The sequence below is a fragment of the Curtobacterium sp. MCLR17_032 genome, assembly GCF_003234795.2.
Classification (GTDB): Bacteria; Actinomycetota; Actinomycetes; order Actinomycetales; family Microbacteriaceae; genus Curtobacterium.
The window spans coordinates 3,009,621-3,034,095 of the sequence record NZ_CP126268.1; the positions used below are offsets into that span (position 1 = coordinate 3,009,621).

Sequence of the window (24,475 nt, forward strand, 5' to 3'; positions counted from 1 at the left end):
CAGGATCGGCTTCCAGCGGACCTCCGCTGCCACTGGCTCGGGAACGACAAGGCCATCAACGCGAAGCATGAGGTGCCTTCCGGACTGCTCGTTGCGCAGCGGCGACGCTGCACAACCCACCGGCCGGCAGCACAGCAGCCTGGTGCCCTCGGCGCCACGCTGCAGCATCGTGCATCGTCGCTCGCGTACGAACACCGACGAACGAGTTCCGGCCGATGACACCCCCTGCGGGCAGCACGACGAAGACCGCTGTCACCACCGCCGCAACCATCTCGACGAAGACCACCGTCTACCCCTTCTCCAGAACGACCGAGCGCGCGCCTGGCCGTTGAACGTTGATACTGAACACCGCAGCGTTCTGCAGCGCGCGGCAGACGAGGAGCGCCCTGCCCGACGGACTCTTCGATCAAGACGCCTGGCCAGGAACTGATCTTTCACCGTACAGATGTTGCACGCCAGAAGGAGCCAGTGCAAGCTGCTCTTCGTGAAGAGGTGGATCCGCATCCTCGTCGTCGTCGCTGCAGCCACGGCGCACGGGTGCCGGTACCCGAGCCCGCTGCTGACCGGCGGATGGGAGCAGCCACACTCTGGATGGCGCCGACGCGCTGGAGCTCCGGCGAGCCGATCGAGCTCCCTGTCGGCACAGAGATCGATCCCGCAGACGTCCGCTCGCCGGTCCGCGTGGGCTTCGACGGCCGAGCGCGCCGTCGGACGCGAAACCACATGGCAGGTCCGACGAACGGACGATCAGGACGACGACCGCCCATGCCAGCAGACGCCATCCGGAAGGCGGCGCAGAGCGAATCGACAAGATGACGGCCGCGAGATCCAGGAGTAGCGCGACCAGCGCGACGGCGAGCACTGTCGGGACGAGTGGGTTCACGTGCCCCGCCTCGGTCGACGGCGTCACTCCGTCGTTCCGCAACGCCAGACAATCGGTAGTACATTGCCGTTTCTATCCCGTGACGTTAAGTTGTTTGTGTGGTTGGAGCAATGGTGTTCGCGCTGGCACTCGTGATCGGCGGCGCCGTAATCGTGACCTGGCTGACCTGGAGGGCTGCCAACGGATCTCTGGCTCGGAACGATCTCGCTGGCGTCCGGACGCGGGTCACGATGTCCAGCGATGAAGCCTGGCGAATCGGGCACCGAGCAGCACTACGCCCGACGGTCATTGCCGGAATCCTGACCGTGCTGTGGAGCCTGGCGAGCATCGGTCTCGCGCCGCTCCGCAATCCGGTCTCGGTCCTCGTGGCCACGGCGGTGCTCCTCGGCGGCGCGCTTCTGTCCATCCCGGTGGCGCATCGCGCGGTGCGCCGCTGCAACACGGAGAATGACGCCTCAGCCTGACTCGAGCGTCCGATCGCCTCGTCGATCGAGGCCGTCCGAAGACGGACGAGCGCTTCGCCGCGAAGTGTCAACCGGAAGGGCGTTGACTACCCCCATGATCACCAAGAGCATGATCCACGAGGTCGAGAACGCGACCGTCCGAGACCGCGAGGGTGCCTCGGTCGGCAAGGTCGCGCAGGTGTTCCCCGCCGAGGACGGCAGCGCTGCGTTCGTCAGCGTCGCGACAGGACTCTTCGGGGGTCACACCGCGCTCGTCCCGATCGAGGACGCCACGTTCGACGGCACGGACCTGCACGTCGGGTACGCGAAGAGCGCGATCAAGGGAGCACCCTCCCCCGGAGTCGGAAACGCTCTGTCCGCCACCGAGGCGAACGCCGCCCGCAAGCACTTCGGGCTGTCCCCCACCGGCAAGGCCACCGGAGACATGGGCGACCCGCACGAGAACCTCGACCAGGCTGGTACCGGTCCGGCGGGCGCAGACGACACCGAGGGCGCGGGCACGACGCCGCCGGCGTGAGCAGCGCCGGGGAGTGACCCGACCCGTTGGGATGGAGCTGACGGTTCTGCTCCGTCTGGTCGGCCGGGAGGCGCGGTGCCAGCTGGCACCGCGCCTCCAGTCAGGCACACGGTCGCGAACACGCGACGCCGATGCCGCTACCACTCACATGTCGGCGATGAGTCGGAGCGTGTAGCCGTCGGGAACCGCCTGGTGCTCGACGTAGTGCATGAACACCGGTGCTGCCTGGTCGGCCGTGAAGAGTTCCTCCGGGTGGCGCGGTTCGTGGGCCGCCTGCACGTCGATGGCCTCAGTGAGCGGTTCCCCGAGGTCGTGGTCACGGCCGACGATGTAGAAGCGGTACTCGCCGTCGTCCTCAAGGCGGCGGAGCTCGACGCTCATCTTCTCCGCGGTGCCGCCAGCCTGCAGGTACGAGCCGCTGTACTGCTCCTCGACGGGTTTCGGGTTGAACATCCAGTCGGCGTCGTCGGGGCACCACCAGATCTGCCACGCGAATTGCTCGTCGTTGTCGAGCAACCCCAGCATGCGGCGTACTTGATCAGGTATCGGCCGGTACGTGTCCCGCAGGATGCTGCTGACGCTGCTGTTGGTCTCTTCAATGATCATGTGCTGCATCGTTCGTTGATGGTCGACTGCCCTAACACGTCGGCGATGAGACGGAGCGTGTAGCCGACGGGAACCGTCTGGTGTTCGACGTAGTGCAGGAACACCGGCGCTGCTTGGTCGGCCGTGAAGAGTTCCGCCGGGTGCCGCGGCTCGTGCGCAGCCTGCACGTCGATCATCTCCGTGATGGGTTCCGCGAGGTCGTGGTCACGACCGACGATGGTGAAGCGGTACTCGCCGTCGTCCTCACGCCTGCGGAGCTCGACGCTCATCTTCTCTGCGGTGCCGCCAGCCTGGAGGTACGAGCCTCCGTACTCATCGATGACCGACTGCGGACCAGCGCGCCAGGTCCGGTCGTCGATCGGCGCGGCGAAGACGAGCCACGCGAACTGGTCGTCGTTGTCGAGCAAGCCGAGGCAGAGGCGTACCTGGTCGAGGAGCGGGCGGAACGTGTCGTTGAGCACGCTGCTGACGGAACCGTTGGTCTTCATGATGATCACGGCGGGCAAGTCCCCTCGATCGTCGGCGGCGGGTTCTGGGTCTTTCGACTTCCTCGCCAGCAGAAGGAACCCTACAAGGGACACATGCCCAGGGGCGCGCTCCCGCGAAGGAACGCCATGCTGAGACCCCGGGGATCGCGACCTCGACGACGAGGGGACACGCAGCAGCGACGATCGCGATCGTCAGTCGTCACGGGGCCGCCGCACCTCCTGCTCGACGAGCGCCGTGGCGATCCGGTCAGCTGCGTACGGAGCCTTCGCGAGCGTGTGGACGACGGCGGTCACGCCGGCCGCATCGACGATGACCGCTCCTGCCGCTCGGACCTCTCCGTTGATCCAGGTCGAGACCCCTTCGCGCTGCCAACTCACCGTGCGGGATGGTCCGGCACCAGGCTCGAGGGCCCAGTCGGCGTAGCGACAGAGGTCGTCGAACGTGGCCCAGATACCGCCTGCCGCTGCAAAGGAGGACTCACCGAGTGCCCAAGGCTTGATCGGGCGCCCGAAGAACGTCGGCATCACGCGCTCTGTCGGAGCGGGCACGAGCGTGGCGGAGACGATCCCCGCCGGCTCGAGCACATGGTGGCGGGCGGCGGCGAACCAGTCGCCGTGCGCTGCGTCGAGGACCGAACCGAGGAGCGCGTACCCGAGATTCGAGTAGACGAACTGGCCCCGAGGTGTGACAGGTACCGCCGATGCCGGATCCAAGGGAACGCCGACGGCCCTCCGGTACGGGTCGACGAACAGGTTGCCGCCCATCGTGACCGGCATCCGCGGCAAGCCGGAAGTGTGATGGACGAGGTCGGCGACGGTCATCTCGGTATCGGGCACCTGCGGGAGGTAGTGCGCGACCGACCGATCGACCTCGAGTGTGAGCCAGGCCGTCGTACCGACGACACCTTTCGTGATGCTCCCCCACTCGAGCAGCGATGCGGCGGCGTACGGTCCGCGAGGCTCCCGAACGGCGCGCCAGCTCTCAGCCGTGCGAACACTCGCACGCCAGTCCCCGGAGCTTGTCAGCGGATTCCGCACCGTGTCCCTCTCTCTGATGAGGGGCGATCGTGGCGGCGCAGCCGTCACGTATCCCTCACGCTTGCCAGGTTGTGCACCTCAGTGACATGTAGCACTCTAGGTGATCGCACCACGCCCGTGGTGATGACGAGGGGGAAGACCATGAAGAAGACGATTCCGGTCGTGTCGGCGACCATGACCACCGCGATCGCGGCAGCACTCCTGATCGCTGCGCCTGCACAAGCCCAGAGCGCGACCCGCGTCGAGGTTCCGTCGAACGTCGTGATCGACGAGAGCTTCGATCCCACCGGGGAGGTCGTCGTCGCCGGCGACGGACGGTCCGCCCGGTCGGGGAACTGCAAGGACCGAGCGTTCGCAGTCGTGGCGAAGATGACGCAGTCCCTGAACGGCTGCAGCGTCATCGGCTCGAAGGCATCGACCCAGGTGCAGTACAAGTGGTTCAAGCACCAGGGCAATTCGAGCCCCTGCATCTGGGGGAAGTCGTTCAACTCGAAGCACGCGCCGACTTGGACGACCTTGGACTGCGGAACCGGTCGCTCGAAGTCCGTCCCGTGGGGGAATGTGGCTGCCACCAAGAAGATGAAGGGCCTCACCGGCGTCGGCTGGGCCGGAGTGCAGTGGCAGTGATCCCAGAGCGATCGCGGCGACGCAGCGTCGAGGCCCTGGCCTCGACCTGCGTCGCCGCAGCCGTCCTGTCCGGGTGCTCGACGGGCTCCGACGAGCACGACCGTGGCCTGCCGCCGGCGCAAGCTCCTGCGCGCCTGCCAGGACCGGCTCTCGACGCGTCGGCGATGGAGAACTTAGCCGATGAGCTTCGCGCAACGGTGCCGTGCACGCGGGCAGATGCTCTGCTGGACGACCTCGCGTTCTGGGACACCATGCGCGGCTTCGACTGCCTCGATGGTGACGCACCGACGTTCATCCGCGTCTACGCGCACACAGCGTCAGTGCCCCAGACCCTCGTGGAATGGGACGGCACGTTCGGGCCAGAGCGGGCAGTCACCAGGGGAGCGAATTGGTACGTGATCGGCACTCCCGCAACCGTCTCGGCCGTGAAGCCTCCTGGCGAGGCACCTCGAACGGCGAACGATCTCGGGTCGCCGGTTCCCCTGACGGCGGAGCAGGACTACCTGACGACCTGCATGCTGTACGTCTCGAGCGAGAGCCAGCGGTACGTCCGGCATCCGGAGCAGCGAAGCGCGTCCGCCGACCAGTACGGCGCGCTCTTCCCTGGCATCACCGCCGCCGTCCACGCGGCGGTCGACGATCTCGGGCGGAGCAAGGTGACGCAGATCACGGACGAGGATCGATGGATCGCGGCCTTGTCGGTCATCGGACCGCAGCTCAAGGAGCAGTGCGGCGCTGCGTACCGAATGGTCGGAGACTCCGTCCGCCCGGTTGACGGGGGCCGAGGATGACCACGTCGCGATCCTCCCACTCGGCCATCACCCTGACCGCCTCCGCGTTGATCCTCAGTACCGCTGGCGCGGCCTTCCTCTCGATCGACAACTTGCTCGGATTCGTCGACACCCATGCGATCGGCACGGCTTCGGTCCCGATGGTCGCATGGTTCATCCTCTTCGCGGGTTCGGTGGCGGCTCTCGGTGGCATGCTCACTCGCGACCTAACGCGTGCGCTCGTCGCCATCGCCATCGTCGGCTTCGTGGCGACGCGTTCCCCCGCGACCAGCCTCCATCTGTCGCTCCCCATCGCGATCGCGCTCCAGGCCCTCGTCCCACTGACCTTCGCCGCGGCAGGAGCATCCGTCCTGCGCCGTCCTCGAGACCTCGTGATCGTGCAAGTCCTCGCGGCGCTGCTCATGGGGCTCGCCCTTGCTTGGACGGCGACTGCCTTCATTCCGGTTGCGCTCGGAGCGTTCCTCATCGCGCAGGCCGGCACGCTGCTCGTCGCGCTCAGCCTGAGCCTGCGACCGGTCCTCCGCCTGAGTCGGGATGTCGCACGCGACCTCTGGTCGAGCGCCGACGTCCGATGACGGCTCGATCCGGACGGCCACCCCATCCTGAGCCCAGAGACCTCGGCGACGTCACGTATCGATCATCTCGTGTGTCGTCCGGAGGCATGACCGCTCGCCGGAGCGCACAAGTCCGGTACATCTCGTCGGACTGGAGGCGCGCTACCAGCTGGCACCGCGCCTCCCGTCCGGAACAGGGTCGCGGACACGCCGAGGCGATGCCGCCACCACTCACATGTTCGCGATGAGCCGGAGCGTGTAACCGTCGGGAACCGTTTGGTGTTCGACGTAGTGCATGAACACCGGCGCCGCCTGGTCGGCGGTGAACAGCTCCGCCGGGTGCCGCGGCTCGTGCGCAGCCTGCACGTCGATCGTCTCCGTGAGCGGTTCCGACAGGTCGTGGTCACGGCCGACGATGTAGAAGCGGTACTCGCCGTCGTCCTCACGTCGGCGAAGCTCGACGCTCATCTTCTCCGCGGTGCCCCCAGCCTGGAGGTACGAGCCGCTGTACTGCTCCTCAGCGGGTTTGGGGTTGAACATCCAGTCAGCATCGTCCGGACACCACCAGATCAGCCACGCGAACTGCTCGTCGTTGTCGAGCAACCCCAGCCTGCGGCGTACCTGATCAGGCATCGGCCGGAAGGTGTCCTGCAAGATGCTGCTGACACTGCTGTTGCTCATTGTGATGATCATTCGCTGGCGCGGCCGTTCGCTACCGCGAGGATCGACTTGCCGCTGTTCGACCGTGCCGGGATGCAGGTCTGGTTGCCGAGGTCGTCGAGGGCCATCTGGCGATTCTCGCAGGGGCGAATCGATGACCACCACCTCGTCCGCGTCGACCGGTAGCGGATCATGGTCCGGACGTTCGCGAGGAAGCGCATTCGGAGTGCGTCAGACTCGACACGTGGATGGCGAGCTTGGTCGGATCCTCGTCCGTGCGGCGACCGGTGACGACGTGGAGGCGGTGCTCGACGTTCAGCTCCGCTCACCGGGACGGTCCGCATCGGCACACTTCAGGCAGCACGTCAGCGCGGGGATCGCTGACGAGTCGGTACTCGTCCTGATCGCCACTGTCGGCCCCGAGACTGTGGCGTGGGCGATGACCACCCACTTCGACGAGTCTGAAGGCCTGGCGCCCGCCGGGTACTACCTGACGGGCGTGACCGTTGCACCGGAGTGGCGTCGCAAGGGCGTGGGCGGGCTCCTGGTGCAAGCACGGTTGAACTGGATCGGAGAGCGCGACACGAAGGCGTTCTTCTTCACGAATGCCTGTAACGACGGATCGATCAAGTTGCACGAGCGATACGGATTCCGACCCGTCGCTCACGGAGCGCGGTTCCGCGGGGTGTCCTTCGAAGGAGGCCGGGGAATCCTGTTCGAGGCCGATCTGACGCACCGCGACAGCAGAACGCCCCGCCGGCCGAAGCCAGCGGGGCGTCCCCACAAGTGACCAGACTCAGAAGTCCCAGTCCTCGTCCTCAGTGCTCTCCGCCTTGCCGATGACGTACGACGAGCCCGACCCCGAGAAGAAGTCGTGGTTCTCGTCCGCGTTGGGCGACAGCGCCGACAGGATCGCCGGGTTCACGTCCGTCGTCTCCTTGGGGAACATCGGCTCGTAGCCCAGGTTCATCAGCGCCTTGTTGGCGTTGTAGTGCAGGAACTTCTTGACGTCCTCGGTCAGCCCGACCTGGTCGTAGAGGTCCTGCGTGTACTGGATCTCGTTCTCGTACAGCTCGAACAGCAGGCTGAACGTGTAGTCCTTGATCTCCTGCTTGCGCTCCTCGGAGGCGCCCTCGAGCCCCTTCTGGAACTTGTACCCGATGTAGTACCCGTGGACGGCTTCGTCGCGGATGATCAGGCGGATCAGGTCAGCGGTGTTCGTGAGCTTCGCGCGTGAGGACCAGTACATCGGCAGGTAGAAGCCGGAGTAGAACAGGAACGACTCGAGCAGGGTCGACGCGACCTTGCGCTTCAGGGGGTCGTCACCGGTGTAGTAGTCGAGGACGATCTGTGCCTTCTTCTGCAGGTTCACGTTCTCCGTGGACCAGCGGAAGGCGTCGTCGATCTCGGGCGTCGACGCCAGGGTCGAGAAGATCGACGAGTAGCTCTTGGCGTGCACCGACTCCATGAACGCGATGTTCGTGTAGACGGACTCCTCGTGCGGGGTGATCGCGTCGGGGATCAGGCTGATCGCGCCGACGGTGCCCTGGATGGTGTCCAGGAGCGTCAGACCCGTGAACACGCGCATGGTGAGCTGCTGCTCTTCGGGCGTGAGGGTGTTCCACGACTGCACGTCGTTCGACAGCGGCACCTTCTCGGGCAGCCAGAAGTTGTTGACGAGGCGGTTCCAGACCTCGACGTCCTTCTCGTCCTGGATGCGGTTCCAGTTGATCGCGCTGACCGAACGGATCAGCGGGACGGCTTTGCCGGTGGCGTGGACCGGGTCGGTGAGAGTCATTGCGTTCTTCCGGAAGTCATTGATCGGAACGGGAGTCGGACTGGAGGCGCGGTGCGGGCGGGCACCGCGCCTCCAGGCCGGGGGGGGGGGTGATCGCGTCAGCGACCGGAGGTCACAGCATGCAGCTGACGCAGCCCTCGACCTCGGTGCCCTCGAGTGCGAGCTGGCGCAGACGGATGTAGTAGATCGTCTTGATGCCCTTGCGCCATGCGTAGATCTGGGCCTTGTTGATGTCACGCGTGGTGGCGGTGTCCTTGAAGAACAGCGTCAAGGACAGGCCCTGGTCCACGTGCTGCGTCGCCGCGGCGTACGTGTCGATGATCTTCTCGGCACCGATCTCGTACGCGTCCTGGTAGTAGTCCAGGTTGTCGTTCGTCATGAACGGCGCCGGGTAGTAGACGCGGCCGAGCTTGCCTTCCTTGCGGATCTCGATCTTCGACGCGATCGGGTGGATCGACGACGTCGAGTGGTTGATGTACGAGATCGAACCGGTCGGCGGGACGGCCTGCAGGTTCTGGTTGTAGATGCCGTGCTCCTGGACGGACGCCTTCAGCGCCTTCCAGTCGTCCTGCGTCGGGATGGTGATGTTCGCGTTGTCGAACAGCGACGCGACGCGGGCGGTGGCCGGCGTCCAGACCTGGTCGGTGTACTTGTCGAAGAACTCACCCGACGCGTACTTCGAGTCGCGGAAGCCGTCGAAGGTCTCCCCGGTCTCGATCGCGATGTTGTTCGAGGCGCGCAGGGCGTGGAACAGCACCGTGTAGAAGTAGATGTTCGTGAAGTCGATGCCCTCTTCGGAGCCGTAGAACACACGCTCACGAGCCAGGTAGCCGTGCAGGTTCATCTGGCCGAGGCCGATGGCGTGCGACTTGTCGTTGCCGTCCTCGACACTGCGGACCGAGGTGATGTGCGACATCTGCGAGACCGAGGTCAGGCCGCGGATGGCGGTCTCGATGGTCTTGCCGAAGTCCGGCGAGTCCATCGTCAGCGCGATGTTCAGCGAGCCGAGGTTGCAGGAGATGTCCTTGCCGATCTCCTTGTACGAGAGGTCCTCGTTGAAGGTGGTCGGGGTGTTGACCTGCAGGATCTCTGAGCACAGGTTCGACATGTTGATCCGGCCCTTGATCGGGTTGGCCTTGTTCACCGTGTCCTCGAACACGATGTACGGGTAGCCCGACTCGAACTGGATCTCCGCGATGGTCTGGAAGAACTCGCGCGCCTTGATCTTCGTCTTCTTGATGCGCGAGTCGTCGACCATCGCGCGGTAGTTCTCGGAGATCGGGACGTCACCGAAGGGGACGCCGTAGACCTTCTCGACGTCGTACGGCGAGAACAGGTACATGTCCTCGTTGTTCTTCGCGAGCTCGAACGTGATGTCCGGCACGACGACGCCGAGCGACAGCGTCTTGATGCGGATCTTCTCGTCGGCGTTCTCGCGCTTGGTGTCGAGGAACTTCATGATGTCCGGGTGGTGGGCGCTGAGGTAGACCGCGCCGGCACCCTGACGCGCACCGAGCTGGTTCGCGTAGGAGAAGGAGTCTTCCAGCAGCTTCATCACGGGGATGATGCCCGAGGACTGGTTCTCGATCTGCTTGATCGGGGCGCCGGCCTCGCGGATGTTGGAGAGCAGCAGGGCCACGCCGCCGCCGCGCTTCGAGAGCTGCAGCGAGGAGTTGATCCCGCGCGAGATCGACTCCATGTTGTCCTCGATGCGGAGGAGGAAGCAGGAGACGAGTTCGCCGCGCTGGGCCTTCGCGGTGTTGAGGAACGTCGGGGTCGCGGGCTGGAAGCGGCCGGCGATGATCTCCTCGACGAGGTCGATCGCGAGCTGCTCGTTGCCCTGCGCCAGGCCGAGGGCCGTCATCACGACGCGGTCCTCGAAGCGCTCGAGGTAGCGCTTGCCGTCGAACGTCTTGAGCGTGTAGCTCGTGTAGTACTTGAACGCACCGAGGAACGTCTGGAACCGGAACTTCTTCGAGTACGCCAGGTCGTTGAGCCTCTGGATGAAGTCCATCGAGTACTGGTCGATGGTCGCCTGCTCGTAGTACTCGTTCTCGACCAGGTAGTCCAGCCGCTCCTTCAGGTTGTGGAAGAAGACGGTGTTCTGGTTGACGTGCTGCAGGAAGAACTGCTTGGCCGCCTCACGATCCTTGTCGAACTGGATGTTCCCGTCCGCGTCGTAGAGGTTGAGCATCGCGTTGAGGGAGTGGTAGTCCATCCCCGTCTGCGGCGACGTCAGATCGACGTCTGCAACTGCTGCGTCCAAAATGCTTCCAATCCTGAGTTGACCGCCACCACGTCGTCGGGGGTCCCGAAGACTTCGAAGCGGTAGAGAACGGGGACTCCGCACTTGCGCGCGACGATGTCCCCGGCGAGGCCGAACGCCTCACCGAAGTTGGTGTTCCCACCGACGACGACGCCCCGGATCAGAGCCCGGTTGTGTTCGTCGTTGAGGAACTTGATGACCTGCTTGGGGACCGCTCCGTGTCCGTTGCCGCCACCGTAGGTGGGGAGGACCAGGACGTAGGGCTCGTCCACACGGAGGGGTTCCTCACTCGCGTGCAGCGGGATCCGGTCGGCGTCCTGGCCGAGCTTCTCCACGAACCGGGCTGTGTTGCCCGAGACACTCGAGAAGTAGACGAGGCGGCTCATGGTGCGCTCCCTGACGAGGTGCGGACTGCGGACCGGAGGGGTGTGGCGGAGGCGGGACGAGCCTCCAGGCTGTCCTTCTGCCGCCGGGCGACGCGGGCCGGACGGCCCGCGAGGCGTCAGGCCAGTTCGGCGCTGAGGGTGGCGATCTTGTCGGGGCGGAAGCCCGACCAGTGGTCGTCGTCGGTCACGACGACGGGGGCCTGCATGTAGCCCAGGCTCTTGACGTGCTCGAGCGCTGCTTCGTCCGTGGAGACGTCGTGCACTTCGTACTCGATGCCCTTGTTGTCGAGGGCGCGGTACGTCGCAGTGCACTGGACGCAAGACGGCTTGGTGTACACGGTGACGGCCATGATCTCCCCTGGTTCTGGGCCCGGTTGGAGGCCCGTCGTTCTGGTGCTGTGTTGTCGATGACGCTACTACATGTAGTGCCCGATGGACGGGTGGACCACTAGAGGAAGTGTTACACCCCTGTAGTTTCCACAACGTCATCCACAGTCTGTGGATTCCCGCGAGGCCCGGTTTTCCGCCACTCTGCCACCGCCCACCGACACTTCCCACACCCTGTTGGGGGGACCTGTCCACGGATGTGGAAACTGCACGCCCGGCGTGTCTGAGAACGTCCAGCGGACAGCGGTCCGACACCCCGTCGACAGCCGCTCCCCCGCTCGGGGGCCACCACTCTCCGCCTCGGGGGCCACCGCTCTCCGGGTCGGAGGAGAGCGCTCTCCACACCCGCCGCAACGCGGTCCGTACACTCGTCACGTGAGCGCGTACGGGTCCCTGCTGAAGACTCCCGGGGTCGGCCGGGTCATCGCCGCGCAACTCACCGCGCGTTTCCCGTTCGGCATGCTGTCGCTGGCGTATCTGCTGCACGTCGAGCACATCTTCGACTCGTACGGCGCCGCTGGCCTCGTCCTCGCGACGACGAGCATCGGCCAGGCCCTCGCCGGTCCGCTGACCAGCCGGTGGATGGGCCGCTGGGGCATGCGCCCCGTGCTGATCCTGACAAGCATCGTGGCGTTCCTGACCATGGGCGTCATCGCCTTCTTCGTGATGCCGCTCTGGGCGTACGTCGTGATCGGCTTCGTCGGCGGCCTGGCGGTCCCGCCGGTGCAGCCCGCGGTCCGCACCATCTACCCGAAGATGGTCACGTCCTCGCAGCTCACCCCGCTGTTCTCCCTCGACGCCAGTGCGCAGGAGCTGATCTGGGTCGCCGGTCCGGTCATCACCACGTTCGTGGCGACGCAGATCGGCACGGTCGAGGCGATCGTCGTCGCAATGGTGTTCCTGCTCATCGGCTGCACGTGGTTCATCGCCTCCCCCGAGCTCGGCCGCGTCCGCATCCCCCGCTCGAAGCGCGCCTTCGGTGTCGTCATGAAGCGGCCGTCGGTCGTCGTCGCCACCGTCACGGGCCTGCTGCTCATCGGCGCGTGCTCCGCGGTGGAGGCCAGCGTCACCAGCGTCTTCGGCGAGGGCAGCCCGAACGCCGGCATCGTCCTCGCCGTGTTCGCGGTCGGGTCACTCGCGGGCGGGTTGGCGCTCGGCCACCGTCCGATCTCGCAGAACGCCCTCTGGCTGCGCATGACGATCGTGTTCGTCGGACTCGTGCTCGCGGTCGGCAACCCGACGTTCTGGTGGCTCTGCATCTCCCTCGTCATCGCGGGTGCCGGCATCGCCCCCGCCCTGACGGTGATGTTCGGCTCGGTCTCCGCCACCGTCAAGTTCTCCGACACGGCCGAGGCCTACGGCTGGATGGGCACCGGCCAGCTCATCGGTGCCGCCGGCGGGTCCGCGGTCGCCGGCTTCCTCATCGACAGCAACGGTCCGAGCGGCGGCCTGATGGTCGGCGCCGTCATGGCCGCGGCCGGCGTGGTGTTCCCCCTGGTCATGCGCCGCTGGCTGCCCGACCTGCGCGGTCGCGACGCCAGTCCACTGCCCGACACCGAGCCGGTCCACCTCCCCACCTGATCCGCCCGGCCTGCGTTCTCCACAGGTCGGACTGGAGGCCCGCCCCACCCCCGTCACGCCGGGCAGGATGGGTGCATGGTCACCTCGATCCCCCTCCGCGACGGCCGGAGCATCCCCACCATCGGCTTCGGCGTCTACAAGGTCGACGACGCCGAGGCAGCGACGGCCGTCGGGCTCGCGCTGGACGCCGGGTACCGCCACGTGGACACGGCCGAGATGTACGGCAACGAGCGGGGCGTCGGGCAGGCGCTCCGGGCCTCCGCACTCGAACGTGACGACGTGTTCGTGACCACGAAGGTGTGGAACGACCACCAGGGCCGCGACGGCACGCTCCGGGCGTTCGACGCCAGTCTCGAGCGGTTGGGGCTCGACGCGGTCGACCTGTACCTGATCCACTGGCCGGCGGCGGCGAACGACCGCTACGTCGAGACCTGGCGGACCCTCGTCGAACTCCGCGCCTCCGGGCGGGCCCGCAGTGTCGGCGTCTCGAACTTCCAGGTGCCGCACCTCGAACGGATCATCGACGAGACCGGTGAGGTCCCGGCGGTCAACCAGGTCGAGCGGCACCCGTGGTTGCCGCAGCGCGAGCTGATGGCGTTCCACGAGCAGCACGACATCGTCACCGCGGCGTGGTCGCCCCTCGGTCGCGGACGGCTCATCGAGGACCCGGTGCTCGTCGGCATCGCGGCCGCCCACGACGTCAGTGTCGCCCAGGTGCTCGTGCGGTGGAACGTGCAGCAGGGGGTCGTCGTGCTGCCGAAGTCGGTGACGCCGTCGCGCATCCGCTCGAACCGCGACGTCGACGGCTTCGTGCTGACGGACGACGAGCTCGCTGCGATCGCCGGCCTGGAGTCCGGCCAGCGCACGGGCTCCCACCCCGACGCCGTCGTCTGACCGCAAAACACCGGTGTTCGTCAGTCGCGCCGCGCAATCGCGCGGTGTCTCCGACGAACACCGGTGTTTCGAGAAAGCCCAGCGCCGCTCGGGCGGCCCGGCGCTCAGCCCTGGCGGTCCTCCTCGGACTGCCACGGCAGGTGCAGGTCGCCCGGCTCGGGCTCGACGTCACCGGCGTCGTCCGCGCCACCGGTCCCCGGTGCCGCGACGATGCGGGAGGGGTCGATGCCGTCCGCGCGCAGGTCGTCGTCGTCGCGCTGCTCCGTCTGCGACGCGTCCATCTCCCGCTCGCTCGAGGGGCTGTACGACGTGTCGGCGGCCCGCTGCTCGCTGCCGCTCACCCCGTCGACGTCGTCGCTGTGCGCTGCCGAGGCCAGGGCGTCGGAGCGGTCCCGGTCGTCGGAGTGCTCGGGGCCTGCGATGTCGTTGCTCATGGTGGTTCCTCCCGTTTCCCCGAACGCTAGGCGGCAGCGCGCCCCGGACTCCCAGGCCGCCGGGCCGATCGGGGCACAACCGGACCCCGGTCACACCGGTACCGTCGAAGCGTGATGGATCCTCGCGCCCTGGCCACCGAGCAGCTCCGACCCGGGGAGCGCCTGCTGTGGGCGGGGCAGAGCGACCCCGGACGGTTGTTCTCCGGACGGGACGGCTTCCTCGTGCCCTTCAGCATCCTGTGGGGCGGCTTTGCGATCTTCTGGGAGGTCGGTGTCCTGACCACCGGAGCGCCGTGGTTCTTCGCCCTCTTCGGCAGCGTCTTCGTCCTGGTCGGACTGCACCTGATCGTCGGCCGGTTCCTCGTGAAGCGCCACCGCAAGCGCACGGAGGCCTTCGCCGTGACCGACCGGCGGGCGTTCATCACGAACGGACGCAGCAGCCGCGAGACCGACGTCACCCGGACCGACCGGAACATCACCTGGACCCGCGGGCGGACCCACTGCACGGTCGAGTGGGGCGACAGCTCCGGACGTGGAGTCTTCGGCGGCGGCGGGTTCGGCGGACCCAACCTCCAGCACATCTACGCCAACACCGGCCTGGACGGGTTCTTCGGTCCACGTCCGATGGCGTTCTACGACGTCGCCGACGGCGCGGCCCTGGTCCAGGCGCTCGATGACGCAGCCCGACGCTGACGCCTCCTGCCCCACCGACTCGGCCACACCCGAGCAGCGGGCCCTCGTCGAGCAGCACCTCCGCCCGAGCGAACAGCTCCTCTGGATCGGCGAAAGCGACCCGCAGCGGATGTTCGTCGACGCCGACCGGTGGCTGATCCCGTTCAACGCCTTCTTCCTGGTCGTGGTGACGACCTTCCTCGTGGGAGCGGCACGATCGCAGGCGCACCCGGGAGTCCTGGTGCTGCTGTCCGCCCTCGTCCTGGTCGCCCTGCACCTCTCTGCTGGTCGGTTCCTCGTGAAGCGCCACCGCAAGCGCACGGACGTCTACGCCGTGACGACGGAGCGGGCGCTCGTCACGAACGGACGGAGGACACGCGAGACCGATGCTCGCCGCACCGACTGGTACGTGGACCGGACGGCCGAGCACGTCACCGTGCAGTGGGACGACGTCAGCGACCTCGACACGCTCTTCCTGGGCGGAAGCGCGTCGGCACAGCAGTACGCCAACACGGGGCTCGACGGCATGCCCGGCATGCGGGAGAACTTCGCGATGTACGACGTCATCGACGGCGACGGGCTGGTCGCCGCACTCCGCCGGACGTCCGGGCGCTGACCACGGCCGGGAGGCACGCCGCACCCCGCAGGTCCGTTACGCTCGTCGGGCACTCGCCACCACCAGGAGGTCCCACCGTGACGATCGTCGCAGCCGCTGACGGCTCAGCCCTCGGCAACCCCGGCCCTGCCGGCTGGGCCTGGTACGTGGACGACGACCGCTGGGCTGCCGGCGGCTGGCCCCGCGGCACCAACAACCAGGGCGAGCTGACCGCTGTCCTGCAGCTCCTCAAGGCCACGAAGGACTCGGGCGAGCCGCTGCACATCCTGTGCGACAGCCAGTACGCCATCAAGGCCTGCACCGAGTGGCTCGCCGGGTGGAAGCGCAAGGGGTGGCGGAAGGCCGACGGCAAGCCGGTCCTCAACGTCGAGATCATCCAGGAGCTCGACGCCGAGCTGCAGGGCCGCAAGGTGACGTTCGAGTGGGTCCGCGGGCACATGGGCCACGAGATGAACGAGGCCGCCGACGTCCGTGCCCGTGGTGCGGCGACGGCGTACCAGAACCGCACCGAGGTGCCGACGGGCCCGGGCTGGCCGGGCGTCGACGTCCCGGAGCCGGCGGCGATCCCCGAGGTCGCCCCGCCCGCGACGCTCTTCTAGACCGCACGGCAGACGACAGACGCCAGACGCCGAATGACAGACAGCGAGGGCGGGACCGATCGGTCCCGCCCTCGCTGTCTGTCGCTCTGGACTCAGTAGGTGCCGTCGCGGCGATCCTGCTGGGTGATCTGTTCGCCCGAGGCCGGGTCGACGCCGGAGCGCGTCGTGGTGGTGGTCCGGCGTCCGCCGAACCCGACCGCCAGGCTGATGATGAGCAGGACGACGCCGGCGGCCATCAGGATGTAGCCGATGAGGCGCAGGTCGATGCCGGCGACCTGGTAGTCGACCGCGAACGCGACGATGGCGCCGATCACGATCAAGGCGATGCTGGAGCCGATTCGCATGGGGGTTCCTTCCGTGGGCTGCGGCTGACCGTACCCGGTCGGCTGCCCACGTGTTCCGGCCACACACCGCGTGCGTTCCGCGGCGACCGGCCCCCTCGTCTCAGTCGACGTCGACCTCGGCCCACCCGTCGAAACGGCCGATCTCGGTGACACGGACCACCGCCTCCCCCGCGTCGTCCGAAGCGTCGAGGTCGATGGTCGCCGAGAACCCGAAGTCCTTGTCACCCGCCGGGTCGGCGAAGATCTGTCGCGCACGCCAGGTCCGCCCCTGCTCGGAGAGCACGAGGTACTGCATCGACCGGGCCTCGGCGTCGATGCCGATCGTGTCGTGCTCGTCGTAGTACTCCTCGAGCACGGCGTCCCAGGCGTGCTGGTCGAAGCCGGCGGTGGCGTCGAGTTCGCCGAGGCCCTCGATGTCGTCCCGCGCGGCCAGCAGCACGCGCTGGAACAGCGCGTTGCGGACCAGGACGCGGAAGGCGCGGACGTTGCCGGTGAGTCGGGCGGGCTGCGGCGGCGCGATGTCCTCGTGTTCGGCCTCGGCGAGCGCGATGTCCCCGTTCATCAGTGCTTCCCACTCGTCGACGAGCGAGGAGTCGACCTGGCGCACGAGTTCCCCGAGCCACTCGATGATGTCGTCGAGTTCCTGGGTGCGGTGCTCGTCCGCGATGGTCTGTCGCATGGTGCGGTAGGCGTCCGAGAGGTACCGCAGGACCAGCCCTTCGGAGCGGGTGAGCTGGTAGAAGCGCACATAGTCGCCGAAGGTCATCGCCCGTTCGTACATGTCGCGGACGACGGACTTCGGGGACAGCGAGAAGTCGAGCACCCAGGGCTGTTCGTCGGCGTAGCTCTCGTACGCGGCGGTGAGCAGTTCGTCGAGCGGCTTCGGCCAGGTGACCGCTTCGAGGAGCTCCATCCGCTCGTCGTACTCGATGCCCTCCTGCTTCATCCGGGCGACCGCCTCGCCACGTTCCTTGAACTGCTGCTGCGACAGGATCGCCCGCGGGTCGTCGAGGGTGGCCTCGACGATGGACACCATGTCGAGGGCGAAGGTCGGCGACTCGGGGTCGAGCAGCTCGAAGGCGGCGAGCGCGAACGGCGACAGCGGCTGGTTGAGCGCGAAGTTCGCCTGCAGGTCGACGGTGAGCCGGTAGGTGCCGTCGACCTTCTCGATCACCCGGGCGTTGATGAGGGTCCGGGCGATGGTCAGGGCTCGACGGGCCATCGCGAGCTGTCGGGCGCGGGGTTCGTGGTTGTCGTAGACGAGCGAGCGGACGTCCTCGAAGGCGTCCCCACCACGGGCGACGACGGACAGCACCATCGCGTGGGTGACCCGCATCCGGGACGCCATCGGCTCGGGCTCGGCGCCGATCAGCCGCTCGAAGGACGCCTGCCCCCAGGACACGAAGCCCTCGGGTGCCTTCTTCCGCTTGATCTTGTTCTTCTTCTTCGGGTCGTCCCCGGCCTTGGCGACGGCACGGGCGTTCTCGATGTCGTGCTCGGGCGCTTCGGCGACGACGTCGCCCTCGGTGTCGTACCCGGCCCGTCCGGCACGGCCGGCGATCTGGTGGAACTCACGGGCCGAGAGCTGGCGCATCTTGGTGCCGTCGAACTTCGTCAGGCCGGTGAACAGCACGGCGCGGATCGGCACGTTGATGCCGACGCCCAGGGTGTCGGTGCCGCAGATGACGGGCAGCAGGCCGCGCTGGGCGAGCTGTTCGACCAGGCGTCGGTACTTCGGCAGCATGCCGGCGTGGTGGACGCCGATGCCCGCGCGGATCAGGCGTGACAGGGTCTGCCCGAACCCGGCGCTGAAGCGGAAGCCGGCGATGGCCTCGGCGATCTGGTCTCGGCGTTCGCGGGAGGCGACCTTGGCCGACATGAGCGCCTGGGCGCGTTCGAGGGCGGCGGCCTGGGCGAAGTGCACGATGTAGACGGGCGCCTTGCCCTCCTCCAGCAGGCGCTCGACGGTCTCCTGCACCGGGGTCATCACGTACTCGTACTCGAGCGGCACGGGCCGGGAGACGCCGGTGACCCGTGCGGTTGGGCGTCCGGTCCGGCGGGAGAGGTCGTCCGCGATGGTCGTGACGTCGCCGAGGGTGGCGGACATGAGCAGGAACTGCGCCCGTTCGAGCACGAGCAGCGGCACCTGCCAGGCCCAGCCACGGTCGGCGTCGCCGTAGAAGTGGAACTCGTCCATCACCACGACGTCGACGTCGGCGTCGGGTCCCTGGCGCAGCGCCAGGTTCGCGAGGATCTCGGCGGTGCAGCAGACGATCGGGGCGTCGGCGTTGACGGCCGAGTCGCCCGTGACCATGCCGACGTTCTGGGCGCCGAACAGGTCGACGAGCTGGAAGAACTTCTCGGAGACCAGGGCCTTGATCGGCGCGGTGTAGTAGCTCCGCTTGCCCTCCGCGAGGGCGGCGAAGTGGGCGCCGGCCGCGACGAGCGACTTGCCGGTGCCGGTCGGGGTGCTCAGGACGACGTTGGCGCCGGACACCAGCTCGATGAGGGCTTCGTCCTGCGCCGGGTACAGCGGCCGTCCGCCGGACTCTGCCCAGTCGGCGAAGGCCTGGTAGACGGCGTCGGGGTCGACGACACCGCCGGGGGCCGCCGGCATCGCGGCGACGAGCGGGGCAGCAGTGGTGGCGTCGGTCATGTGCCCATCCTCCCAGCCCGGCCGTGGCCGACGGACGGGAGGCCCGACATCAGTGGACAGACCCCGCACCTTCCACAGATCCATACGGGCGCATAGACTCGCCTCGTGCGCGAACTCGGCTTCCTCTCCTTCGTCCCGAACCACGGCGGTACCGACGGTGCCGCGAGCGCCCTGGAGGACGGACTCCGGCTCTTCCAGACCGCGGAGACCCTGGGCTACGGCACGGGCTGGGTCCGCGGCCGGCACTTCGAGCCGTTCCTCACGAGCCCGATGACGTTCTTCGCCGCCGCCGCCCAGCGGACCAGCACGATCGGCTTCGGCACCGCCGTGCTCGGCATGCGCTACGAGGACCCGGTGCGCCTGGCCGAGGACGCCAGCACCGTCGACCTGCTCAGCGGTGGACGTGTGCAGCTCGGCATCAGCACCGGCATCGCCGGCTACGGCCCGATCCTCGACCCGGTGTTCGGCAGCTCCGAGCGGTCCTTCCGCGACGAGGCCGAAGCCCGCGCCGCACGACTGCTCGAGGTCCTGCACGGCGACGCCCTCGGCTCGGCGGGCAAGGGCTACGAGAGCATCCCCGCGGGCGCCGAACTCACCCTGCAGCCGCGGAGCCCCGGTCTGCTCGACCGCGTCTGGTGGGGTGGCGGCAGCATGGGCACCGCGGTCCGCACAGCCGAGAAGGGCCTGTTGCTGCACTGCTCGACCCTGAACACCGAGGACACCGGCGAGCCCTTCGCGGTGGCGCAGGCCGCACAGATCGGGGCCTACCGCGAACGGTTCGCCGAGCTGCACCCGGACCGGCAGGCGAAGGTCGCCGTCGGCCGCATCATCGTCCCGCTGCTCGACGACCACGACCGTGCCGTGCACGAGGAGTTCCTCACCGGGTATGCATCCGGCATGGACGACGAGGGCCGACCGCTCTCGGGCCCGCCGTTCCGCTTCAGCAAGGTGCTGTCGGGCGAGCCGGCCGCCATCGTCGACGCCCTGCGTGCCGACCCGGCAGTGGCGGCGACCGACGAACTCGTCGTGACCCTGCCCGCCAACGGGGACGGCGCCTCCCACGAGCGGATCCTGCGGATCATCGCCGAGGAGATCGCCCCGTCGGTCCGCGCCGCCTGAGCAAGCAGGCAAGCGGCCAAGCGGCCAAGCGGGCAAGCGGGCAAGCGGGCAAGCGGGCAAGCGGGCACGCAAGCACGCAACCGCGCGAACGACCAGGGAACATCCGACGGGGCCCACGGGTCGGTGAGTCCCGTGGGCTCCCCCGCCGGACGACCATGGCATCCCTGATCCGGACGCGATGGTGCACTCATCGTTCCACTTGCGCACCTCTTTGTCACACCCGGAGGAAGACGGGTACCGGCTGCCACAGTGCGCTTCCCGGAACGAGGATGCGCCCCCGCACCAGGTGCGGGGGCGCATCGGAACGCATCAGGACCACCGGGGCGTCATCGGCCGGATCAGGAGGCCGCGACACACACTCGGCAGTCCTTCTTCGATGCGTGCGCCGACGGTAACCAGCCGACTGGCGCACCGACAAGCGTACCGACGTCATCGGACGCGGTGCGGAAAATGGACGGATGTACAGCCTCGTCAGGCGCTCCAGTCCGAGGGTCACGCCGGAAGCCGCCGCCCGGGAGGGCACTCCGCTCCCGGACGGTACAGTCGCGCCATGGCACGACGGGGTTCGTACGCGAAGGGCATCGCGAAGCGCGAGGAGATCCTCGCCGTCGCGCTCGACCGCGTCGCCACCCAGGGGTTCCGGCGGACGAGCATCCGGGACATCGCGGCCGCCGTCGGCCTCACCCAGGCCGGCTTGCTGCACTACTTCGACTCGAAGGACGACCTCTGGGTCGCGGTGCTCCGACGCCGTGACGAGGAGGACCGTGCGGCGCAGTGGGACGCGCCCGACCTCGCATCGCTCCTGGCGTCGGTCGTCCGCCACAACGCCGAGGTGCCGGGGCTGGTCCAGATGTTCGTGAACCTGTCGGCGGCGGCGGCGACCGACCCGGAACACCCGGCACACCCGTACTTCCGCGAGCGCTACGAGTCGGGTCGTGCCCGCATGACGGCCGACTTCCAGGCGATGCAGGCGGACGGGCGCCTCCGGAGCGACCTCGACCCGGGGGAACTCGCGAGCGTCCTCCTCGCCGTCGCGGACGGGCTGCAGATCCAGTGGCTCTACGACCCGAACCGTGACATGGCGGAGCACGTCGAACTCGTCACCCGACTCGCCATGGCCCGGGTCTCGGTCGGCTCCTGACCCGGTCGGGAGGCTCGCCCACCCTCCGGCGGGCAGGTACCGCCCGTACCTGGTTGCGTCCACCACCGGCAGGGCAGGATGGGCGTGACCCGACCCGGGGTCTCGACGACGAGGTGGAGTGACGCGATGACGCGTGTAGTGGTGACCGGTGGCAGCGGCAAGCTCGGACGGGCGGTCGTCCGCGACCTGGACGAGCACGGCTACGACGTCGTGCTCCTCGACCGGGTGGCCTCCCCGGACAAGCCGGAGCGGGTGCAGTTCGTCCGCACGGACCTGACCGACTACGGCCAGGTGCTCAACACGTTCCTCGGGGTCGACGACCGCTACGACTCGGTCGACGCGGTGGTGCACCTCGCGGCCGTGCCCGCGCCGGGCCAGGTGCCGGACGTCGCGCTCATCACGAACAACGTGACCGCGTCGATCAACGTGTTCCACGCTGCCCGCGCAGCCCGCATCCGGAACGTGGTGTGGGCCTCCAGTGAGACGCTCCTGGGGATCCCGATGGGCGAGCACCACCCGCCCTACCTGCCCGTCGACGAGGAGTTCGCGGTCCGGCCGCAGTCGTCGTACTCGCTCGGCAAGGCGGTGGAGGAGGAGATGGCGCGCCACTTCACCCGCTGGGACCCGCAGCTGAAGATGATCGGTCTGCGCTTCTCGAACGTGATGGACGAGACGGACTACCCGGCGTTCCCGTGGGACGCGTCGCCCGAGGCGAAGACCTTCAACCTGTGGTCGTACATCGACTCGCGGGACGGCGCCCAGGCCGTGCGCAAGGCGGTCGAGAGCGAGCTGACCGGGTTCGAGGCGTTCATCATCGCCAGCCCGGACACCGTGATGGAGACGCCGACGCTGGAGCTCGTCGAGCGGTTCCTGCCGGACGTCGAGCGCCGTGCCGAGATCGACGGCACGAGTTCCCTGCTGTCCTCGGACAAGGCCCGCGAGCTGCTCGGCTACGCCCCCGAGCACACCTGGCGCCCCTGACCCCCGCCCCTACGCGGGGAGGAGCAGGCCGTCGAGCACCAGGTCGCGGAGGCGCGGCAGCAGGTCCGCGGACAGCGCCCGGTCGTCGACGCCGGTGAGCTGGGCGATCGCGCCGACGATCTGCCCGACGGTGAGCTCTCCGTCGGCCGCGCCGACGAACGCGGCGAGCGCGGTGTCGGCGTCGACCCGTCGGCCGAACCCGCCGCCCTGCACGAGCGTCATCACGGTGGGGTCGTCGTTGCCCGGCCAGTAGTGCCGTTCCTCGGTGACGTCACCGGCGACCCGGAGGTGCGCGGCGGCGAACGCGTCGTCGTCCCGTCCGGCGAGCCACGAGACCGCGTCGAGGGTGCGGGCGATGGTCGCCCCCAGGCCGGCGGGGTTGGCGCCGAGCACCTGTGGGAGGCGCTCGAAACGGCGGAGGGCGGAGGTGCCTCCCGACCGGACGACGACGTAGCCGAAGCCGACCCCGGTGACGTGCCGGTCGCGGAAGTCGTCGAGCCAGGCGTCGACCAGGTCGTCGAAGACGGGCATGCCCGGCTTCGTGCCGCCGTCGCGGATCCACGTCTCGGCGTAGGCGGGCGGGTCCTCGCGTTCCCGTTCGACCACCCACACGTCCAGGTCGGTGTCGGCGAACCAGGAGCGGACGCGCTCCAGGCCGTCGTCGCCCCACCGGTGTTCCCAGTTGCCGAGCAGCTGCGCGGTGCCGCCGGGCTCCAGGTGCTCGGCGAGACCGCGGAGGACGGTCTCGACGAGCGCGTCGCCGACCATCCCGCCGTCGCGGTACTCGTAGGCGGGGACACCCTCGCGCCGAGGGGTGATGACGAACGGCGGGTTCGAGACGATGCGGTCGAACCGCTCCCCCGCGACCGGCTCGAACAGTGAGCCGTGACGGAACTCGATGCCGTCGATGCCGTTCAGCTGCGCGTTGAACCGGGCGATGTCGAGCGCCCGTCGGGAGATGTCGGTGGCGACGACCTGGTCGGCGAAGCGTCGGGCGTGCATGGCCTGGATGCCGCACCCGGTGCCCAGGTCGAGCACCCGACGGACCGGCACGGGCAGCTGCAGGCCGCTCAGCGTGGTGGTGGCGCCGCCGATGCCCAGGACGTGCTCCTCGCTGATGGCGTGGCCGAGGGCGAGTTCGCCGAGGTCGGAGACGATCCACCAGCTGCCGGCACCCAGGTCATCGACGAACGCGTAGGGGCGGAGGTCGACCGCGGCGGCGACGGAGTCCCCGTCGATGCGGAGGACCCCGGCCGCGACCAGGGCCGGGACGCCGGCGGTCGGGAACGCGGCCTCGGCGTCGGTCCGCGGCACCGGTAGACCGAGCACGAAGAGCGTGGCGGTGGTGGACAGCGGGGTCGTCGGTCGGGCGGCCAGGGCTCGGCGGGCGGCGACCCGGACGCCACGGTGCAGGGCAGCGGCGGCCTCGGTGCCCCAGAGCGCGTCGACGCCCTCGACCGTGTACCCGGCGGTGGTCAGGTCTGCGGCGAGCGCCGAGGTGACGGCAGGCTCGGCGACGACGTCGGGCAACCGGACTGCGCTCACGCCGGTGTCGCCGCTCACGCCAGGGCCTCGGCGCGGACCAGGCCGGCGGGCACCTGCCAGTCGAGGACCAGGTCGAGCAGGCCCGGGAACCGCTGCTGGACCTCGTCGGTCCGGACTCGGCTGACGCGGGTCAGCCCTTCGAGGTGCTGCTCGAGCAACCCGGCTTCGCGGAGCACCCGGAAGTGGTGCGTCAGCGTCGACTTCGGCCGGTCGATGCCGACCCAGCCGCAGGAGCGCTCCTCGCCGGCACCGTCGACCAGGTACCGGTGCAGGATCGACAGCCGGATCGGGTCGGACAGGGCGTCCAGGACGACCGGCAGGTCCATCTCGGCCGGCGTCGGCTGCGGAAGCGGGGTGTGCTGCGGGAGTGGTGCGGCTTCGTCGGTGCGCTCGGGCATGCACGGACGGTACCACTCCGCACCGACTAG

Annotated in this window: 28 protein-coding genes; 14 read left to right on the forward strand and 14 right to left on the reverse strand. The window is 68.5% G+C overall.

All coding sequences use genetic code 11. The features are described 5' to 3' along the window. Nucleotides 1-55: 55 nt before the first annotated feature. The gene (locus DEI97_RS17755; protein WP_349814973.1) at nucleotides 56-271 is read right to left on the reverse strand and encodes an SdpI family protein; all 216 of its coding nucleotides are present in this window, start codon (nucleotides 269-271) and stop codon (nucleotides 56-58) included. A gap of 722 nt (nucleotides 272-993) precedes the next feature. Between DEI97_RS17755 and DEI97_RS14330 the strand changes: the two genes are divergently transcribed. Together DEI97_RS14330 and DEI97_RS14335 are read left to right on the forward strand one after the other, a co-directional pair. Continuing rightward, nucleotides 994-1,347 (forward strand): SdpI family protein, encoded by a 354-nt coding sequence (locus DEI97_RS14330; protein ID WP_111076189.1) that lies wholly within the window; start codon nucleotides 994-996, stop codon nucleotides 1,345-1,347. Nucleotides 1,348-1,441: 94 nt separating this feature from the next. Continuing rightward, nucleotides 1,442-1,864, forward strand: coding sequence for a PRC-barrel domain-containing protein (locus DEI97_RS14335; RefSeq protein WP_111076188.1), 423 nt, complete (start codon nucleotides 1,442-1,444; stop codon nucleotides 1,862-1,864). A gap of 144 nt (nucleotides 1,865-2,008) precedes the next feature. Here DEI97_RS14335 and DEI97_RS14340 read toward each other — a convergent pair whose 3' ends face one another. From DEI97_RS14340 to DEI97_RS14350, 3 genes are all read right to left on the reverse strand, one after another. Then, nucleotides 2,009-2,470: a hypothetical protein gene (locus tag DEI97_RS14340; RefSeq protein WP_146248242.1), complete on the reverse strand. Its 462-nt coding sequence runs from the start codon at nucleotides 2,468-2,470 to the stop codon at nucleotides 2,009-2,011. After that, nucleotides 2,467-2,976, reverse strand: a complete 510-nt coding sequence (locus DEI97_RS14345) for a hypothetical protein (protein WP_146248241.1) — start codon at nucleotides 2,974-2,976, stop codon at nucleotides 2,467-2,469. Before DEI97_RS14345 ends, DEI97_RS14340 begins: the two co-directional genes overlap by 4 nt. Before the next feature lie 174 nt (nucleotides 2,977-3,150). Beyond that, complete coding sequence (locus DEI97_RS14350) at nucleotides 3,151-4,044, reverse strand: serine hydrolase domain-containing protein (RefSeq protein WP_111076185.1); 894 nt, start codon at nucleotides 4,042-4,044, stop codon at nucleotides 3,151-3,153. Between the two features lie 93 nt (nucleotides 4,045-4,137). On the opposite strand from DEI97_RS14350, the gene DEI97_RS14355 reads away from it, so the two are divergent. The 3 genes from DEI97_RS14355 to DEI97_RS14365 all read left to right on the forward strand — a co-directional run bounded on the left by DEI97_RS14355 (nucleotide 4,138) and on the right by DEI97_RS14365 (nucleotide 5,989). After that, nucleotides 4,138-4,623: a hypothetical protein gene (locus DEI97_RS14355; protein ID WP_111076184.1), complete on the forward strand. Its 486-nt coding sequence runs from the start codon at nucleotides 4,138-4,140 to the stop codon at nucleotides 4,621-4,623. Nucleotides 4,624-4,787: 164 nt separating this feature from the next. Further along, entirely contained in the window at nucleotides 4,788-5,414 is a 627-nt protein-coding gene (locus DEI97_RS14360; RefSeq protein WP_111076183.1) for a hypothetical protein, read from the forward strand. Next, nucleotides 5,411-5,989 carry a hypothetical protein gene (locus DEI97_RS14365; protein ID WP_111076182.1) on the forward strand — a complete coding sequence of 193 codons (579 nt, stop codon included), beginning with the start codon at nucleotides 5,411-5,413 and terminating at the stop codon, nucleotides 5,987-5,989. The genes DEI97_RS14360 and DEI97_RS14365 overlap by 4 nt, the downstream gene beginning before the upstream one ends. A 210-nt stretch (nucleotides 5,990-6,199) precedes the next feature. Here DEI97_RS14365 and DEI97_RS14370 read toward each other — a convergent pair whose 3' ends face one another. Further along, nucleotides 6,200-6,649, reverse strand: a complete 450-nt coding sequence (locus tag DEI97_RS14370; protein ID WP_284158278.1) for a hypothetical protein — start codon at nucleotides 6,647-6,649, stop codon at nucleotides 6,200-6,202. Between the two features lie 223 nt (nucleotides 6,650-6,872). On the opposite strand from DEI97_RS14370, the gene DEI97_RS14375 reads away from it, so the two are divergent. Further along, nucleotides 6,873-7,418: a GNAT family N-acetyltransferase gene (locus DEI97_RS14375; protein ID WP_181439358.1), complete on the forward strand. Its 546-nt coding sequence runs from the start codon at nucleotides 6,873-6,875 to the stop codon at nucleotides 7,416-7,418. A 6-nt stretch (nucleotides 7,419-7,424) separates the two neighbouring features. Here DEI97_RS14375 and nrdF read toward each other — a convergent pair whose 3' ends face one another. From nrdF to nrdH, 4 genes are all read right to left on the reverse strand, one after another. Beyond that, nucleotides 7,425-8,426 carry a class 1b ribonucleoside-diphosphate reductase subunit beta gene (gene nrdF / locus DEI97_RS14380; RefSeq protein ID WP_056119980.1) on the reverse strand — a complete coding sequence of 334 codons (1,002 nt, stop codon included), beginning with the start codon at nucleotides 8,424-8,426 and terminating at the stop codon, nucleotides 7,425-7,427. A gap of 112 nt (nucleotides 8,427-8,538) precedes the next feature. Beyond that, the gene (nrdE, locus tag DEI97_RS14385; protein ID WP_111076179.1) at nucleotides 8,539-10,644 is read right to left on the reverse strand and encodes a class 1b ribonucleoside-diphosphate reductase subunit alpha; all 2,106 of its coding nucleotides are present in this window, start codon (nucleotides 10,642-10,644) and stop codon (nucleotides 8,539-8,541) included. Between the two features lie 17 nt (nucleotides 10,645-10,661). Beyond that, on the reverse strand, nucleotides 10,662-11,078 hold the full coding sequence (nrdI, locus tag DEI97_RS14390; protein WP_111076178.1) for a class Ib ribonucleoside-diphosphate reductase assembly flavoprotein NrdI: 417 nt from the start codon (nucleotides 11,076-11,078) through the stop codon (nucleotides 10,662-10,664). A gap of 116 nt (nucleotides 11,079-11,194) precedes the next feature. Further along, nucleotides 11,195-11,428: a glutaredoxin-like protein NrdH gene (gene nrdH / locus DEI97_RS14395; RefSeq protein ID WP_017886897.1), complete on the reverse strand. Its 234-nt coding sequence runs from the start codon at nucleotides 11,426-11,428 to the stop codon at nucleotides 11,195-11,197. 412 nt (nucleotides 11,429-11,840) lie between these two features. Between nrdH and DEI97_RS14400 the strand changes: the two genes are divergently transcribed. Continuing rightward, on the forward strand, nucleotides 11,841-13,046 hold the full coding sequence (locus tag DEI97_RS14400; RefSeq protein ID WP_111076177.1) for an MFS transporter: 1,206 nt from the start codon (nucleotides 11,841-11,843) through the stop codon (nucleotides 13,044-13,046). A 75-nt stretch (nucleotides 13,047-13,121) separates the two neighbouring features. Beyond that, nucleotides 13,122-13,940, forward strand: a complete 819-nt coding sequence (locus tag DEI97_RS14405; protein WP_111076176.1) for an aldo/keto reductase — start codon at nucleotides 13,122-13,124, stop codon at nucleotides 13,938-13,940. Nucleotides 13,941-14,044: 104 nt separating this feature from the next. On the opposite strand, the gene DEI97_RS14410 is transcribed toward DEI97_RS14405, so the two are convergent. Next, a complete protein-coding gene (locus DEI97_RS14410; RefSeq protein WP_111076175.1) occupies nucleotides 14,045-14,374 on the reverse strand; it encodes a hypothetical protein in 330 nt (109 codons plus the stop codon). A 111-nt stretch (nucleotides 14,375-14,485) separates the two neighbouring features. Between DEI97_RS14410 and DEI97_RS14415 the strand changes: the two genes are divergently transcribed. The 3 genes from DEI97_RS14415 to DEI97_RS14425 all read left to right on the forward strand — a co-directional run bounded on the left by DEI97_RS14415 (nucleotide 14,486) and on the right by DEI97_RS14425 (nucleotide 16,261). Beyond that, entirely contained in the window at nucleotides 14,486-15,067 is a 582-nt protein-coding gene (locus DEI97_RS14415) for a hypothetical protein (RefSeq protein WP_146248239.1), read from the forward strand. Continuing rightward, complete coding sequence (locus DEI97_RS14420) at nucleotides 15,048-15,662, forward strand: hypothetical protein (RefSeq protein WP_111076173.1); 615 nt, start codon at nucleotides 15,048-15,050, stop codon at nucleotides 15,660-15,662. The genes DEI97_RS14415 and DEI97_RS14420 overlap by 20 nt, the downstream gene beginning before the upstream one ends. 77 nt (nucleotides 15,663-15,739) lie before the next feature. Next, nucleotides 15,740-16,261 carry a ribonuclease H family protein gene (locus tag DEI97_RS14425; RefSeq protein ID WP_111076172.1) on the forward strand — a complete coding sequence of 174 codons (522 nt, stop codon included), beginning with the start codon at nucleotides 15,740-15,742 and terminating at the stop codon, nucleotides 16,259-16,261. Nucleotides 16,262-16,353: 92 nt separating this feature from the next. On the opposite strand, the gene DEI97_RS14430 is transcribed toward DEI97_RS14425, so the two are convergent. Beyond that, nucleotides 16,354-16,605: a DUF6458 family protein gene (locus tag DEI97_RS14430; protein ID WP_111076171.1), complete on the reverse strand. Its 252-nt coding sequence runs from the start codon at nucleotides 16,603-16,605 to the stop codon at nucleotides 16,354-16,356. Nucleotides 16,606-16,705: 100 nt separating this feature from the next. Beyond that, a complete protein-coding gene (locus DEI97_RS14435) occupies nucleotides 16,706-19,261 on the reverse strand; it encodes a DEAD/DEAH box helicase (RefSeq protein ID WP_111076170.1) in 2,556 nt (851 codons plus the stop codon). Between the two features lie 105 nt (nucleotides 19,262-19,366). Here DEI97_RS14435 and DEI97_RS14440 point away from each other — a divergent pair, with 105 nt between their 5' ends. From DEI97_RS14440 to DEI97_RS14450, 3 genes are all read left to right on the forward strand, one after another. Continuing rightward, nucleotides 19,367-20,380 (forward strand): LLM class flavin-dependent oxidoreductase, encoded by a 1,014-nt coding sequence (locus DEI97_RS14440; RefSeq protein WP_111076169.1) that lies wholly within the window; start codon nucleotides 19,367-19,369, stop codon nucleotides 20,378-20,380. 550 nt (nucleotides 20,381-20,930) lie between these two features. After that, nucleotides 20,931-21,521 (forward strand): TetR/AcrR family transcriptional regulator, encoded by a 591-nt coding sequence (locus tag DEI97_RS14445; protein WP_111076168.1) that lies wholly within the window; start codon nucleotides 20,931-20,933, stop codon nucleotides 21,519-21,521. Between the two features lie 126 nt (nucleotides 21,522-21,647). Further along, a complete protein-coding gene (locus DEI97_RS14450) occupies nucleotides 21,648-22,502 on the forward strand; it encodes an NAD-dependent epimerase/dehydratase family protein (protein ID WP_111076167.1) in 855 nt (284 codons plus the stop codon). Between the two features lie 9 nt (nucleotides 22,503-22,511). On the opposite strand, the gene DEI97_RS14455 is transcribed toward DEI97_RS14450, so the two are convergent. Further along, on the reverse strand, nucleotides 22,512-24,065 hold the full coding sequence (locus tag DEI97_RS14455; protein ID WP_502866652.1) for a DUF7059 domain-containing protein: 1,554 nt from the start codon (nucleotides 24,063-24,065) through the stop codon (nucleotides 22,512-22,514). Then, nucleotides 24,062-24,445, reverse strand: coding sequence for an ArsR/SmtB family transcription factor (locus DEI97_RS14460; protein WP_111076166.1), 384 nt, complete (start codon nucleotides 24,443-24,445; stop codon nucleotides 24,062-24,064). The genes DEI97_RS14455 and DEI97_RS14460 overlap by 4 nt, the downstream gene beginning before the upstream one ends. Nucleotides 24,446-24,475 lie beyond the last annotated feature (30 nt).

Excerpts from the sequence above, each read along its gene's own strand:
- DEI97_RS14370 (WP_284158278.1), bottom strand. The coding sequence starts at position 6,649 with ATGAGCAACAGCAGTGTCAGCAGCATCTTGCAGGACACCTTCCGGCCG.
- DEI97_RS17755 (WP_349814973.1), bottom strand. The coding sequence starts at position 271 with ATGGTTGCGGCGGTGGTGACAGCGGTCTTCGTCGTGCTGCCCGCAGGG.
- DEI97_RS14430 (WP_111076171.1), bottom strand. The coding sequence starts at position 16,605 with ATGCGAATCGGCTCCAGCATCGCCTTGATCGTGATCGGCGCCATCGTC.
- DEI97_RS14435 (WP_111076170.1), bottom strand. The coding sequence starts at position 19,261 with ATGACCGACGCCACCACTGCTGCCCCGCTCGTCGCCGCGATGCCGGCG.
- DEI97_RS14330 (WP_111076189.1), top strand. The coding sequence starts at position 994 with ATGGTGTTCGCGCTGGCACTCGTGATCGGCGGCGCCGTAATCGTGACC.
- DEI97_RS14410 (WP_111076175.1), bottom strand. The coding sequence starts at position 14,374 with ATGAGCAACGACATCGCAGGCCCCGAGCACTCCGACGACCGGGACCGC.
- DEI97_RS14460 (WP_111076166.1), bottom strand. The coding sequence starts at position 24,445 with ATGCCCGAGCGCACCGACGAAGCCGCACCACTCCCGCAGCACACCCCG.
- DEI97_RS14365 (WP_111076182.1), top strand. The coding sequence starts at position 5,411 with ATGACCACGTCGCGATCCTCCCACTCGGCCATCACCCTGACCGCCTCC.
- nrdE (WP_111076179.1), bottom strand. The coding sequence starts at position 10,644 with ATGGACTACCACTCCCTCAACGCGATGCTCAACCTCTACGACGCGGAC.
- DEI97_RS14405 (WP_111076176.1), top strand. The coding sequence starts at position 13,122 with ATGGTCACCTCGATCCCCCTCCGCGACGGCCGGAGCATCCCCACCATC.
- DEI97_RS14420 (WP_111076173.1), top strand. The coding sequence starts at position 15,048 with ATGACGCAGCCCGACGCTGACGCCTCCTGCCCCACCGACTCGGCCACA.
- DEI97_RS14340 (WP_146248242.1), bottom strand. The coding sequence starts at position 2,470 with ATGATCATTGAAGAGACCAACAGCAGCGTCAGCAGCATCCTGCGGGAC.
- DEI97_RS14335 (WP_111076188.1), top strand. The coding sequence starts at position 1,442 with ATGATCACCAAGAGCATGATCCACGAGGTCGAGAACGCGACCGTCCGA.
- nrdF (WP_056119980.1), bottom strand. The coding sequence starts at position 8,426 with ATGACTCTCACCGACCCGGTCCACGCCACCGGCAAAGCCGTCCCGCTG.
- nrdH (WP_017886897.1), bottom strand. The coding sequence starts at position 11,428 with ATGGCCGTCACCGTGTACACCAAGCCGTCTTGCGTCCAGTGCACTGCG.
- nrdI (WP_111076178.1), bottom strand. The coding sequence starts at position 11,078 with ATGAGCCGCCTCGTCTACTTCTCGAGTGTCTCGGGCAACACAGCCCGG.
- DEI97_RS14360 (WP_111076183.1), top strand. The coding sequence starts at position 4,788 with ATGGAGAACTTAGCCGATGAGCTTCGCGCAACGGTGCCGTGCACGCGG.
- DEI97_RS14450 (WP_111076167.1), top strand. The coding sequence starts at position 21,648 with ATGACGCGTGTAGTGGTGACCGGTGGCAGCGGCAAGCTCGGACGGGCG.
- DEI97_RS14445 (WP_111076168.1), top strand. The coding sequence starts at position 20,931 with ATGGCACGACGGGGTTCGTACGCGAAGGGCATCGCGAAGCGCGAGGAG.
- DEI97_RS14355 (WP_111076184.1), top strand. The coding sequence starts at position 4,138 with ATGAAGAAGACGATTCCGGTCGTGTCGGCGACCATGACCACCGCGATC.